The organism is Streptomyces sp. NPDC043812, assembly GCF_056436245.1.
The window spans coordinates 22006-36109 of sequence record NZ_JBWKCY010000025.1; the positions used below are offsets into that span (position 1 = coordinate 22006).

A 14104-nucleotide genomic window follows, 5' to 3' on the forward strand; every position below is an offset into this window, starting at 1 on the left:
TCCTAGGCGAGGCGCACGCGCGGGTCGATGTAGGCGTAGGCGAGGTCCACGATGATGTTCAGGAGCAGGATGAAGAAGGCTCCGAACAGCATCACGCCCATGGTCAGCGGGAGGTCCTTGGTCAGCGAGGACTCGACGGCGAGGCGTCCGATGCCCGCCAGGTCGAAGGTGAACTCGGTGACGACCGCGCCGGCGAGGAGTGCGCTGAGGTCCATGCCGATGATGGTGACGATCGGCGTGAGCGAACCGCGCCAGGCGTAGCGGAAGAAGACGTAGCGCTGACGCATGCCCTTCGCCTTCGCGGTGCGGACGTGCTCCTCCTGGAGCTGCTCGATCATGGTGGAACGGGCCATACGCGTGTACTGCGCGGTGAAGATGGTCGCCATCACCGCCCACGGGATCAGCATGCCGACGGCCCAGTCCACCGGGTTCTCGGTGAACGGCACGTACTTGGGGTTCTCCATCCAGCCCGTGCTGTAGACGAGAAGGCCCAGAACGATCGGTCCCAGGAAGTAGATCTGGAACGAGCTCAGCACCATCGAGGCCCCGCTGACCGCCTTGTCGATCGCGGTTCCGCGCTTCCATGCGGCGAGCAGACCCGAGCCGAGGCCCAGGATCAGGAAGATGATCAGGCCGCCCACGGTCAGCGACAGCGTCAGCGGGAAGCGGTCCTTGATGGAGTCCCAGACGAAGTTGCCCGTGTCGAAGGAGACTCCGAGGCACGGCGCTGGGCAGTGCCCGGTGGCGAAATCACGGCCGGTGACAATACCGCCCATGAACTCCCAGAACTGCTGCGTGATGGGCTTGTCGAGACCGAGGTTCTCGCGAATGACCGCGATGTTCTCCGGCGTGCAGGTTCTGCCGCAGGCAAGCTCGGCGAAGTCCTGGGGAATTGTGTAGAACAGGAAGAATGTGAAGGCGCCGATCAGGAACATGATGACGACGGCGCCGGTCAACCTGCGGATGAGGAACTGAAGCATCGCGGGAGGCTGCTCTCTTCGGAAGCGGCGGGGTGTGAGGGGCGAGTGTCCGTGGGGGTGCGCTCCGCCGGGCGCGCACCCCCACGGATCAACCGTGCGGTTGTGGTGTTACGGCTGCTTCAGGAACAGGTCGTTGATGTCGATGTAGCTCGACTCCGTGCTGTACCTGACGCCACCGACGTTCGAGCCGGAGAGCTGGATCTGCTTCGAGTAGTAGACCGGGGCGGCCGGGTTGATCTCCTCCACGATGCGGTGGTGGATCTCCTCCCACTTCTTGGCGGCGGCCTCGGGCTCCATCGTCAGGGCCTCGTTGATGCCCTCGGTGACCTGCTTGTCCTTGATGTGCGAGTAGTTCGGCGCACCGTCGGCGACCAGGTCACCGTCGTAGACCGGGGTGATGACGGTGGACGGCGACGGCCAGTCCTGGCCCCAGCCGGTCATGTAGAGGTCGAACTTGTTGTTGACCTTGCCGATCTGCTCGTAGAACGTGGCGCGGTCGATCTCCTTCGCCTGGATGTCGAAGCCGATCTTCTTCAGCGCGTCCTTGATGATGACCATCTGGGCCTGGCCACGCGGGGTGTTGGAGTAGGCGTAGGTGAGCTTCGAGCCCTCCTTGACACCCGCCTCCTTCAGCAGCTCCTTGGCCTTGGCCGGGTCACCGTTCGGCTTCTTCAGCTTGCCGAACGGGTCGTACGTCGGGTCGTAGCCCGGCAGGGTCGGCGCGAGCAGACCGCCGGCGAGCTCGCCGCCGTACTTGCCGCCGTCCGCCTGGATCATGGACTGGTTGGGGATCGCGTACGTGATGGCGTCGCGGATCCGCTTGTCCTTGATGCGGTCCAGGTTGAAGGACATCTGCCACACGTAGGGCTGGTAGCCCTTGACCGTCCGCTTGTTGACGGCCGCGTTGTTGACGACCGACTGGATCTGCGCGGGGTCGACCGAGTCCGTGAACTGGATCGCGTTCTTGGCCTCACCCTGGTCCGCCACGAGGCGCTTGGTCTGGCTGGCCTGGTCGATCGTGGTGGTGAAGTTGTAGCCGTCGACGTACTGGTGGCGCACCACGTCCGTCTTCGGGTCCCAGTTGGGGTTCTTCACCAGCGTGAGGGACTTGCCGGCCTTGTGGTCGGAGATCTTGTACGGGCCGAGGGACTTCGGGGCCTTGTCGTACTTCTCCTTCGTGTCCGCCTTCTCGGGCACGATGGCGTAGCCGGCCATGGCCAGCGCCTGCGGCAGGTCCGGCTGCGCCTTGTCGAAGTTGAAGACGACCGTCTTCTCGTCCGGCGTCGCGAGGACGCTGTCCGGCAGGTGCTTGCCCTTGTACGGTCCGTCCGGCAGGTCCTTGCGGTAGTCACCGCCGGACAGCCAGTCCTGGATGTAGGTCGGGCCGTCGAAGATGACCTTCGAGTACATGCGCTCGATGGTGTGGCGGACGTCCTTGGACGTGATGACGTTGCCGTCCTCGTCCTTGATGCCGTCCTTCAGGGTGTACGTCCAGGTCTTGCCGCCGTTGGACGACTTGCCGGAGTCGGTGGCGATGTCACCGACGACGGTCAGGTTGCCCTTGTCGTCCTCCTGGAAGTTCGTCAGACCGCGGTGGATCAGGTTGGCGAACTGGCCGGCGTCGCTGACGTAGATCTGACCCGGGTCCATGTGGCTCAGGTCGGACTGCATGTAGACGTTGATGATGCCACCGGGCTTGGAGCCCGGGACCTCGGCGGCGGGACCGTTGGAGGCGGCAGCGTCACCATAGGCAACCGGCTTGGACTGCTCGGCCGCGTCCTTCTGGTTCTTGGACTCGTCCTTGCCCTGCTTGCCGCTGTTGCTGGAGCAGCCGGTGAGCGCAAGGGAGCCCGCCGCCGCAGCGACGATTATGGCGCGCGCTGTGCGCGATCGAATGGCCTTCATGATGCTCTGTGCACCTACCTGTCCGTTGTAATCCATCCAGAAGAAGCTGCCTGACCGTCCGGTTGCCCGGCGCGAGGGCGGCAGCTGCCCTCGCACATGGACGTCACCGTCCGGTCTTGGGGTCGAACGCGTCTCGGACCGAGTCACCGAGCAGGTTGAACGACAGGACGAAGACGACCATGGCGATACCCGGGAAGAACATGAACGCCGGGTCCTGCTCGTAGATCTCGGCGCCGATCGCGAACATCCGCCCCCAGTCCGGGGTCGGCTCGACGAAGCCGACACCGACGAAGGAGAGGAACGCGATGCTCAGGATGGCGCTGGGCAGCATGTACGTGCCCTGCACCAGGATCGGCGTGACGATGTTCGGAAGGATCTCCTTGCGGACGATCCGCCATCGGGAGGCGCCGGATACCTTGGCCGCCTCCACGAACTCACGCTCGCGCAGGGAGAGTACGGAACTCCGCACGAGTCGCGCCATACCCATCCAGCCGAGGAACCACATCACGAGGACGATGGCCACGGCACGGAGGTAGGTCGGGGTCTCGTCCGTCGGGGAGACGAACAGAGCGGTCACCACCGGCATGAAGGCGATGAAGAACAGCTGGTTCGGGAACGCCAGGAAGAAGTCCGTCGTCCGGCCGAGCCAGTAGTCGACCTTGCCACCGAAGTAGCCGCCGACCATGCCGATGACGACACCGGTGAGAACACTCAGGAATGTCAGGACCAGCGCCATGTACAGCGACGTGCGCATGCCGTACAGCAGCATGGTGAACACGTCTCGCCCCAGCTTCGGTTCGACACCGAACCAGAACTCGCCGGAGATGCCACCGAGCGTGCCGGTCGGCATGGCGAAGTCGTCCAGCAGGAACGGGTAGTCCGGCTCCTGGGCGTAGAGCGTGTAGGGATCCTTGCCGTACAGGGCGGAGATCACCGGCGCGAGGGCGGAGATGGCGAAGTAGAAGAGCACCACCGCTGCGGAGATCATGCCCGTGCGGTCGCGCCGGAAGCGCATCCACATGAGCTGGCCCGGGGAACGTCCCACCGGATCCTTGGATCCCGCGTCTGCGGTCTTCGGCTCGGTCTGCTTGTCCAAGGCGACAGAGGCCTCGGCGCCCTCGGTCTCAATTGGACTGGTCATGGTGTGTCCATTCACAGGTGTCGGGTTACCCGCGGTCCTGCACGCTGGAACGGTCGAGCGAGTACCGCTCGTACCGTCGTCGCTGCTGCATGACGATTCCCCGGCACCGACCGTCACCGATTACGGGTACGACCGAGGTCCGCCCGCCCGACGGGATCATCCTGCGAGCGGTACGGCTGAAGAAGCGTCAACAGGGTGGATTCCACCCCTAGGAGCGCGAGTTGAGGGGTTGAGCGGGCCTCAGAGTCGCCGGCCGCCGAGGGCGGCGGCCGGACCGGATGAGCCGTGCAATACGAAACCGGTCGTTCGAGCCATCGTCGACGACCCGACCCCACTGGTGCTCGTGGCACCGCGCATGGGTTCCTCCTCATGAGTCCACGTGTTCACTGCAAGTGTGGGTACGCGCGCTCCTCACCGACACCCCTGCAGGCGAAGAGCAGTACCCAGTGTGCTCGTGGGCCTCGGCGCTCCCCACAGCGCGCTTGACCCATTGACCCGAGCTCAATGGAGCCAACTATTAAGGAGGACAGGGCTGTAAACCACACTTAAAGGGTCTCGTTTTGACAACATCGATGGCACGTGGTGGATCGAAATCCGGACAAAGCGATCACAGACAGACACCCGCGAAACGGACCGTTAACACATGTTCCGGAGAGCGACGGCCGATATGCGGACACCTGCACCACAAAAACCCGTTGACGAACGACTCGGCCCCCCACAGTGTCTGCGGGGGGCCGAGCCGTGTGTTCGTTGTTTTTTGCGAGGTTTTGCCGGTCCGTCAGCCGTGCTTGGCGCGCGACGCGGCGCGGCCGCGCTCCTTCTGGTCGAGGACGACCTTACGGATGCGCACAGCCTCCGGAGTGACCTCGACGCACTCGTCGTCGCGGCAGAACTCCAGCGACTGCTCCAGCGAGAGCTTGCGCGGCGGGACCACGTTCTCGGTGTTGTCCGCGGAAGCCGCACGCATGTTGGTGAGCTTCTTCTCCTTGGTGATGTTCACGTCCATGTCGTCGGAGCGCGAGTTCTCACCGACGATCATGCCCTCGTAGACCTCGGTGCCGGGCTCGGTGAACAACACACCGCGCTCCTGGAGGTTGATCATCGCGAACGGGGTGACCGAACCCGACCGGTCGGCGACCAGCGAGCCGTTGTTACGGGTGACCAGCGGGCCGAACCACGGCTCGTGGCCCTCGTGGATGGAGTGCGCGATACCCGTACCGCGGGTGTTGGTCAGGAACTCCGTACGGAAGCCGATGAGGCCTCGGGACGGAACGACGAACTCCATGCGGACCCAGCCGGAGCCGTGGTTCGACATGTTGTCCATGCGGCCCTTGCGTACACCCATGAGCTGCGTGACCGCGCCCATGTGCTCCTCGGGGACGTCGATCGTCATGCGCTCGACGGGCTCGTGGACCTTGCCGTCGACGTCCTTGGTGACGACCTGCGGCTTGCCGATGGTGAGTTCGAAGCCCTCACGGCGCATCTGCTCGACGAGGATGGCGAGCGCGAGCTCACCGCGGCCCTGCACCTCCCAGGCGTCCGGGCGGTCGGTGTCGATGACGCGCAGCGAGACGTTACCGATCAGCTCCCGGTCGAGGCGGTCCTTGACCTGGCGGGCCGTGACCTTGCGGTCCTTGACCGCGGACTTGGCGTCCGCGCCCTTGCCGGTGCCGCCCCGGCCGACGAGCGGCGAGGTGTTCGTACCGATGGTCATGGAGATCGCCGGCTGGTCGACCGTGATCAGCGGCAGGGCGATGGGGTTCTCCGGGTCGGCCAGCGTCTCGCCGATCATGATGTCCGGGATACCGGCGACGGCGCAGATGTCACCGGGGCCGGCCACCTCCGCAGGCTTGCGGGTGAGCGCCTCGGTCATCATCAGCTCGGTGATGCGGACGTTGGAGATCGTGCCGTCACGCTTGATCCAGGCCACGGTCTGGCCCTTGCGCAGCTCGCCCTGCTCGACACGCAGCAGCGCGATACGGCCGAGGAAGTTGTCGGCGTCGAGGTTGGTGACGTGGGCCTGCAGCGGCGCGGACTCGTCGTACTCGGGGGCCGGGACGTGCTCGAGCAGCGTGGAGAAGAACGGCTCCAGGCTGTCGCTGTCGGCCGGGACGGTGCCGTCCTCCGGCTTGGTCAGCGACGCGACGCCGTCACGGGCGCAGGCGTAGACGATCGGGAACTCGATCTGCTCCTCGGTCGCGTCCAGGTCCAGGAACAGGTCGTACGTCTCGTCGACGACCTCGGCGATCCGGGAGTCCGGACGGTCCGTCTTGTTGATGCACAGGATGACCGGCATCTTCGCGGCGAGCGCCTTGCGCAGCACGAAGCGGGTCTGCGGGAGCGGGCCCTCGGAGGCGTCGACGAGGAGGACGACCGCGTCCACCATCGACAGACCGCGCTCCACCTCGCCGCCGAAGTCGGCGTGGCCGGGGGTGTCGATGATGTTGATGGTGATCGGGGCCCCGCCGGCCTTGGGGTGGTACTTCACGGCGGTGTTCTTGGCCAGGATCGTGATGCCCTTCTCACGCTCCAGGTCGTTCGAGTCCATCATCCGGTCGTCGAGGTGCTCCGCTGCGTGCGCGGCGAAGGCTCCGGCCTGCTTCAGCATGGCGTCGACCAGGGTGGTCTTGCCGTGGTCGACGTGGGCGACGATGGCAACGTTACGGATGTCGTGGCGCGTGGGCATGCTGGCTGGCGCTTCTCTCGATCGTGGGATGCGGCGTCGTTCGTTCCTTGTACGCCCGCCGGGCGGACACGCCACGGCTTGTCCCATGGTACGGGCCCGGCGCGTCGGCGGCTTCCCGGGAAGGGATCAGGGGCCGGGAACGAGGCGGGGATCACGCCCGGCAGGGGTGCGGACAAAGGGATCGGCGACGATCGGGGGAACAGCGGGCGAAGCGCCGGTGCCGGACGGCGGACGCGCTGGTCGGGGAGCGCGAGGGCCTGGCGACGGAGGGGAGGAGGCTGGGTCGGAGGACGGCACGACCTTGCCCGCCGGCGCTGCCGGCGGGCAAGGGAATTGAGCGGGTTCAGAGGTTGCGCAAGCGCCCGTGCGGCGTCACTGCTGCGCAGCGGTGGCGGCCTGGGGCTTCTTGTACCCGATGTCCTGGTACTTCGGGGTCGCGAAGCCGAAGGCACCGGCGTTGACCAGCGTGGATCGTGCGGCGACCAGCTCGGGGCGCTGGTAGAGGGGGATGGAGCCGGCCGCGGCCCAGATCCTTGCGTCCGCCCGGCGCATCAGCTCACGGGCGGCGTCCTCGTCCAGCTCGCCGGCCGCCTCGTCGAAGAGCTGGTCGATGTAGTCGGTGCCGACGCGGGTGTAGTTCTGCTCGACCAGCAGGGAGCCGTCCGAGGCGGGGCGGGGCTTGGCGTAGATCGGCCGGGCGTCGGTGGCCGGGAATGCGCTGGCGGGCCAGGAATAGAGGGCGAGGTCGTAGTCGCCCGACGCGATGTGGTCCTTGAAGTAGCTCTCGTCGGCGACCTTGGTGACCTCGGTGGCAATGCCGATGCCTCGCAGCATCTGGGAGATCCTCTCCCCGACGGAGCGCAGCACCTCCGAGCCGGGCCCCGAGGGGAGCACGAACCGCAGGGTCAGCGGCTTGCCGTCCTTGCCGATGGCGCCGCCGGCGGAGACGGGCGTCGGCGCGGCGGTGCCGCGCGGCGCGTAGGCACCGGCCATGCCGTCCTTCTTCTCCTGCGCCTTGGTGTCCGCGGTGTCCGCCGCCCATGCCTCGTCGCCGAGCGCACGCGCCTGGCGCTCGACGGCCCGGCTCTGGAGGGCGGCGGCGGGGGCGGGCGCGAGAACGCGGGTGCCAGCAGGGCCGTGGTCGCGCAGCCGGGTGTCGCCGCCGGGCTTGTCGTCGCCGACGATGTAGAGGCCCTCGTCGGAGGCGGTGTCGGCGTCCGACGGCTTCCCGTCGGTGTCGGCGCCCTTCTCGCCCTTCACCCCGGCGCGGTTCTTCTCGCCGGCCTCTCCGCCCGCCTTGGCCGGTGCGGACTTCTTCAGCGCTCCGCCCGTCGTCCAGCCCGCGTCGGTGAGCAGGGCCTGCGCCTCCTTGGTGTTCGGGTCCCCGAGCGCGCTGCTGCTGTCCTTGTAGACCCGCTGACCGGCGAGCGCGAGGTGACTGCCGGGCGGGTCTGCGGGCAGACCGAGCGGGGCCAGCACCAGTTCGGCCAGTTCCTTGCGGTCCAGGGCGCGGGCGACCGCCCGGCGCACCCGGTCGTCGGCCAGCGGTCCGGACTCCCCGTTCATCGCGAGCTGGGTGTACGCGGGCTCGAGCGACTTGCGGACCTGGAAGCGGCGCAGCACGGACTGCTCCTCGGCGTACTTCTTCTGCGCCTCCGCGGCCCGCTCGCGGGCCTGCTGCGACGCCTCGGCCAGGCCCTCGTCGGACCCGTTGGCCTGCGCCCAGGACATGAGTGCGGCGGACGGGGTCAGCTCGGAGCCGGGGCCGTGCGCCAGCGGGCGGCCGCCTCGGCCGGCGTCCTTCGCGGCATAGGAGATACGTTCCGCCGCGGATCTGTCGATCTCCGCCAGGTCGAGCGAGCCGGAGGTGAGCGCGGCGACGCGCTCCTCGCGCGGCACGGCGGCGAGCACCAGGGTGTCGAGCTTGGCCCGCCGCCCCCACCAGCGGGGATTGCGTACGAGGGTGGTGACGGCGGCCTTGCGGTCGACCTTCGCGACCTGGAAGGGGCCGGCCGTCCTCGCGAGCGCGGTGCGGGCGCCGTCGTTGAAGGTGCCGGGGGTGCCGGTCACCTCCTTCGGGTACAGCGGCGTGAACAGGGCCTGCCAGTCCGCGTAGGGCTTCGTGAAGGTGACCTTGACCTCGAGGTCGCTGTCGCCCCGCTCGATCCGTTCGATCCGGTTGTAGCCGGCATTGCGTGCCGTCCAGTACGCGGAATCCTTGCCGCTCAGCGCGCGCCACTGCGCGAGGAAGTCGGGCGCGCCGATCTCGCGGCCGTCGCTCCACACGGCCTGCTGATTGATCTTGTAGAGCACGACCTGCTGCGGCTCCCGCTCGACGATCTCGGCGGATTCGAGGTAGTCGGCGTTGCGCTCCGGCCTCCCTCGTTCGTCGAGGACGAACAGGGCCGGCAGTACGGCGCCCGCGATACGGCTCGTGGTCGCGTCGGCGTCGGCCTGGAAGGCGTTGAGCGTGCTGGGCACGGAGTCGACCGCCCAGCGCAGGGTGCCGCCGTCGGCGGTGCGGTCCCGCCCGGCGGGAGCGATGTCCTGGGCCGCGGGCTTCGCGTCGCTCTCGTCGTCACCGGCGCCGCAACCGGCGAGAACGGGCAGAGCGAGTACACCGCCGGCGAGCAGCGCGACGGAGCGGAGCCTTCGGGAGCATGTCCGCCCGCGGGGGGCCTCGACCTGGGACATGGCTTGTACCTCTTAGTCCTGGGTTGTCGAATTTGGAGATGATCACACTGATTCCCCCCACTGAAGTGGACGGACCCCGTGCGCCGTCGCAGACACGGCGGCGGCCACTCCAAGCCCACCCGTGCGGCCCAACCGCGAATGAGGCATACAGCTACGGAAAGGACGAAAATGGGCCGAGCGAGACACCAACCACAAGGGGCGCGCCGACAACGCGTGCGCCGGGAATCCCTGCACATCCCTTCACAAGCGGGGATGTGGCGCGCGACACTCTCAGGCGCATGAGCGATGCCACCGCACCCTGCGGAAGTGAGGGCAAGTCATGTCCCAGCAGGAAGAGATGACGGCGATGCAGCAGCGCATCGACGAGTTGACCCAGCGTGTCGGACAGCTGGAGCAGATCGTCGACGAACTGCGGGGGCCCGGGCGGGCCGCTGCCGGCGAACGGCCGAAGGCACAGAGCCGCCCTGAACTGGTCACCATCCCCGACACCCCGTACAACAACGCCCTGTGGACCGACTCGGACGACGAGGGGCTGGGCGCGCGCGACCGGCACGCACCCTGACCGGCCCGTACGCCCGGACCTCACACCCCGATCCCACTCCACCCGGAGTCCTCGTTGGCCACAGGTACCGAACCACCACAAATCAATACGGGCGTGCACGGGGCCGGCCGAGCCACGATCGGAGTCCGCCATCTGCGGACCGACCGCTGGTGGCTCTCCCCGGCCCTGACAGCCGCCGGGCTGTTCGCCTTCATCGTCTACTCGACCTGGCGGGCGTTCGCGAACGCCGACTACTACGCGGCCCCGTACGTCTCACCGTTCTACTCGCCATGCCTGGCCGAGAACTGTGAGCCCATGCGCGGGGGACCCAACTGGGAGATCTTCGGCAGCTGGTGGGGACTGTCCCCCGCCCTGCTGATCCTTATCTTCCCGCTCGGCTTCCGGCTGACCTGCTACTACTACCGCAAGGCCTACTACCGGGGCTTCTGGGCGTCGCCCCCGGCCTGCGCGGTCGCCGAGCCGCACAAGAAGTACAGCGGCGAGACCCGCTTCCCGCTGATCCTGCAGAACATCCACCGGTACTTCTTCTACGCCGCCGTGCCGGTCGCCGGGATCCTCACGTACGACACCGTGCTCGCCTTCCGGGACGAGCACTACGCCTGGGGACACATGGGTCTCGGGACGGTCGTCTTCCTGATCAACATCGTGCTGATCTGGGCGTACACCCTCTCCTGCCACTCCTGCCGGCACATCATCGGCGGACGGTTGCGGCACTTCTCCAGACATCCGCTGCGATACCGCCTGTGGGGCTGGGTCGGCAAGCTGAATGCCCGTCATATGCAGTTGGCCTGGGCGTCGTTGATCAGCGTGGCGGTCGCCGACCTCTACGTCTATCTCCTCGCCTCCGGTGCCTTCGACGATCCGCGCTTCTTCTAGGGGAAGGTGCCTTCGCACATGACAGAGCTCGAACGGCAGCAGTGGGACGTCGTGGTAGTGGGCGCGGGCGGCGCGGGCCTGCGCGCCGCCATCGAGGCACGTGAACGGGGCGCCCGCACGGCTGTCATCTGCAAGTCCCTCTTCGGCAAGGCCCATACGGTCATGGCCGAAGGGGGCATCGCCGCCTCCATGGGCAACGTCAACGACCACGACAACTGGCAGGTCCACTTCCGCGACACGATGCGCGGCGGGAAGTTCCTCAACCAGTGGCGGATGGCCGAACTGCACGCGCAGGAAGCGCCGGACCGGGTGTGGGAGCTGGAGACCTGGGGTGCGCTCTTCGACCGCACCGAGGACGGCAGGATCTCCCAGCGCAACTTCGGCGGCCATGAGTACCCGCGGCTCGCACACGTCGGCGACCGGACCGGACTGGAGCTGATCCGCACCCTCCAGCAGAAGATCGTCTCGCTGCAGCAGGAGGACAAGGAGGAGTTCGGGGACTACGAGGCCAGGCTCAAGGTCTTCCAGGAGTGCACGGTCACCCGCGTGCTCAAGGAGGCCGACAGGGTGTCCGGGGCCTTCTGCTACGAGCGCGAGTCCGGCCGGTTCTTCGTCCTCGAAGCGCCCTCGGTGGTGCTGGCCACCGGTGGTATCGGCAAGTCGTTCAAGGTGACGTCCAACTCCTGGGAGTACACCGGCGACGGCCAGGCGCTGGCCCTGCTCGCCGGGGCACCGCTCGTCAACATGGAGTTCGTGCAGTTCCATCCCACCGGGATGGTCTGGCCCCCGTCGGTGAAAGGCATCCTCGTCACCGAGTCGGTGCGTGGCGACGGCGGGGTGCTGCGCAATTCCGAGGGCAAGCGGTTCATGTTCGACTACATCCCGGACGTCTTCAAGGAGAAGTACGCCGAGTCCGAGGACGAGGGCGACCGCTGGTACGAGGACCCGGACAACAACCGGCGCCCGCCCGAGCTGCTCCCCCGCGACGAGGTCGCCCGCGCCATCAACGCCGAGGTGAAGGCGGGCCGCGGCTCGCCGCACGGCGGTGTCTTCCTCGACGTCTCCACCCGGATGCCGGCCGAGGTCATCCGGCGGCGCCTGCCGTCGATGTACCACCAGTTCAAGGAACTGGCCGACGTCGACATCACCGCCGAGGCCATGGAGGTCGGGCCGACCTGCCACTACGTGATGGGCGGGATCGCCGTCGAATCCGACACCGCGGCGGCGGTCGGGGTCCCGGGCCTGTTCGCCGCCGGCGAGGTGGCCGGCGGTATGCACGGCTCCAACAGGCTCGGCGGCAACTCCCTGTCCGACCTGCTGGTCTTCGGCCGGCGCGCGGGCCTGCACGCGGCCGAGTACGCCGAGGGCGCGGTGCCGCGCCCGGCCGTCGACGAGACCCGGATCGACACGGCTGCCGCCGAGGCGCTGCGCCCGTTCAGCGCGGAGGGCCCGGAGGCGGGTACGGCGCCCGAGAACCCGTACACGCTCCACCAGGAGCTGCAGCAGACGATGAACGACCTCGTCGGCATCATCAGGCGCGCGGGCGAGATGGAGCACGCCCTGGAGAAACTGGCCGAACTCCGGGTGCGGGCACGACGGGCCGGGGTCGAGGGCCACCGCCAGTTCAATCCGGGCTGGCACCTGTCCCTGGACCTGCGCAACATGCTGCTCGTCAGCGAGTGCATCGCCCGTGCGGCGCTGGAACGCACCGAGAGCCGCGGCGGTCACACCCGGGAGGACTGCCCCACGATGGAGCGCTCCTGGCGCCGGGCGAACCTGGTGTGCCGGCTCGCGGATCCGAGCGGCGAGAGCGCCGCCACCGATCCCGAACGCGGCCAGATCGAGCTGGAGCGAAGGACGACCGAGCCCATCCGCCCCGACCTGCTCGCCCTCTTCGAGAAGGAGGAGCTGGTCAAGTACCTCGCCGAAGAGGAGCTCCACGAATGAGCACGTACGACGCCCGGTTCCGGGTCTGGCGGGGCGACCAGGACGGCGGGGAGCTCGAGGACTTCACCGTCGAGGTGCACGACGGCGAGGTCGTCCTCGACATCATCCATCGCCTCCAGGCCACCCAGGCATCCGATCTCGCGGTCCGCTGGAACTGCAAGGCGGGCAAGTGCGGTTCGTGCAGCGCCGAGATCAACGGGCGCCCGCGGCTGATGTGCATGACGCGGATGTCGGTCTTCACGCGTGAGGAGACGATCACGGTCACCCCGCTGCGCGCGTTTCCCGTGGTGCGGGACTTGGTGACCGATGTGTCCTTCAACTACACGAAGGCCAGGGAGGTTCCTTCCTTCGTGCCCCCGCCGGGGGTCGCGGCCGGCGACTACCGGATGAAGCAGATGGATGTGGACCGGTCCCAGGAGTTCCGCAAGTGCATCGAGTGCTTCCTGTGCCAGGACACCTGCCATGTGGTGCGCGACCACGAGGAGAACAAGAAGGCATTCGCGGGGCCGCGCTTCCTCATGCGCGTGGCCGAACTGGACATGCACCCCCTCGACGCGGCCGCCGGGACGGGCCTCGACCGCAAGGTGACCGCCCAGGACGAACACGGCCTGGGCTTCTGCAACATCACCAAGTGCTGCACCGAGGTCTGCCCGGAAGGCATCAAGATCACGGACAATGCCCTGATCCCGCTGAAGGAACGTGCGGCGGACCGCAAGTACGACCCACTGGTGTGGCTGGGCAACAAGATCAGGCGGCGGGAGGGGTGACCGCGGCCCGCTGCTAGTCTTCCCCCTCGTTTTTACCGAGGGGGAGCCATGTCCGACGAGTTGACGTACAGCCTCGATCTGTCGCCGGAGCGCCCCGCGCGCACCTGGCGGCAGCTCTCGATCGCCCTCGTGCCGACGGCGGTCAGCGTGGTCTTCGTGGTGTCGACGTCACTGCCGAACGACCCGAGTTGGTGGCTGCTCACACCCGTTCTCGTGTTTCTGCTGACGTGTCTGCTGCTCGTGGCGATGAATCGGCTGGTGCAGCCTCTGAGGATCGACGCACACGGCATCACCGGACGGCGCGGCGAGCTGGTGCCGTGGAACAACATCCGCCTGGTGCACTTCCAGGGTTCGGTGCTCCAGGTCCGGCTGCACCGGCACGACTCGGTGGCCCCGCTCGTCCCGATCCACAACGAGGGCTTCGCTCTGCCCGCCGAGCGCCGCGACGAGCGCCGCAGGTCCGTCGTCGCCGCGGTCGAGCACTTCGCTCCCGGCCGCTTCGTCGACGACCGCAAGGAAGCGCTCCGCCGCGCCACATCCTGACGG

General features: G+C 67.7%; 10 protein-coding genes. 5 read left to right on the forward strand and 5 right to left on the reverse strand.

Going from position 1 to position 14104, the window contains the following annotated elements:
• Positions 1 to 2: 2 nt before the first annotated feature.
• The 5 genes from AC067Z_RS29960 to AC067Z_RS29980 all read right to left on the reverse strand — a co-directional run bounded on the left by AC067Z_RS29960 (position 3) and on the right by AC067Z_RS29980 (position 9406).
• Positions 3 to 980, reverse strand: a complete 978-nt coding sequence (locus AC067Z_RS29960; RefSeq protein WP_478792771.1) for an ABC transporter permease — start codon at positions 978 to 980, stop codon at positions 3 to 5.
• Positions 981 to 1088: 108 nt separating this feature from the next.
• Positions 1089 to 2885 (reverse strand): ABC transporter substrate-binding protein, encoded by a 1797-nt coding sequence (locus AC067Z_RS29965; protein WP_478792772.1) that lies wholly within the window; start codon positions 2883 to 2885, stop codon positions 1089 to 1091.
• Positions 2886 to 2988: 103 nt separating this feature from the next.
• Positions 2989 to 4026 (reverse strand): ABC transporter permease, encoded by a 1038-nt coding sequence (locus AC067Z_RS29970; protein WP_478792773.1) that lies wholly within the window; start codon positions 4024 to 4026, stop codon positions 2989 to 2991.
• 778 nt (positions 4027 to 4804) lie between these two features.
• On the reverse strand, positions 4805 to 6712 hold the full coding sequence (gene typA, locus AC067Z_RS29975; RefSeq protein WP_478792774.1) for a translational GTPase TypA: 1908 nt from the start codon (positions 6710 to 6712) through the stop codon (positions 4805 to 4807).
• Between the two features lie 372 nt (positions 6713 to 7084).
• Positions 7085 to 9406, reverse strand: coding sequence for an ABC transporter family substrate-binding protein (locus AC067Z_RS29980; RefSeq protein ID WP_478792775.1), 2322 nt, complete (start codon positions 9404 to 9406; stop codon positions 7085 to 7087).
• Between the two features lie 319 nt (positions 9407 to 9725).
• On the opposite strand from AC067Z_RS29980, the gene AC067Z_RS29985 reads away from it, so the two are divergent.
• The 5 genes from AC067Z_RS29985 to AC067Z_RS30005 are packed head-to-tail and all read left to right on the forward strand — an operon-like array spanning position 9726 to position 14101.
• Positions 9726 to 9968, forward strand: coding sequence for a hypothetical protein (locus AC067Z_RS29985; RefSeq protein ID WP_478792776.1), 243 nt, complete (start codon positions 9726 to 9728; stop codon positions 9966 to 9968).
• A gap of 54 nt (positions 9969 to 10022) precedes the next feature.
• On the forward strand, positions 10023 to 10844 hold the full coding sequence (locus AC067Z_RS29990) for a hypothetical protein (RefSeq protein WP_478792777.1): 822 nt from the start codon (positions 10023 to 10025) through the stop codon (positions 10842 to 10844).
• Between the two features lie 18 nt (positions 10845 to 10862).
• On the forward strand, positions 10863 to 12791 hold the full coding sequence (locus AC067Z_RS29995) for a fumarate reductase/succinate dehydrogenase flavoprotein subunit (protein ID WP_478792778.1): 1929 nt from the start codon (positions 10863 to 10865) through the stop codon (positions 12789 to 12791).
• The gene (locus AC067Z_RS30000; protein ID WP_478792779.1) at positions 12788 to 13558 is read left to right on the forward strand and encodes a succinate dehydrogenase/fumarate reductase iron-sulfur subunit; all 771 of its coding nucleotides are present in this window, start codon (positions 12788 to 12790) and stop codon (positions 13556 to 13558) included. The genes AC067Z_RS29995 and AC067Z_RS30000 overlap by 4 nt, the downstream gene beginning before the upstream one ends.
• A 48-nt stretch (positions 13559 to 13606) precedes the next feature.
• A complete protein-coding gene (locus AC067Z_RS30005; protein WP_478792780.1) occupies positions 13607 to 14101 on the forward strand; it encodes a hypothetical protein in 495 nt (164 codons plus the stop codon).
• Positions 14102 to 14104 lie beyond the last annotated feature (3 nt).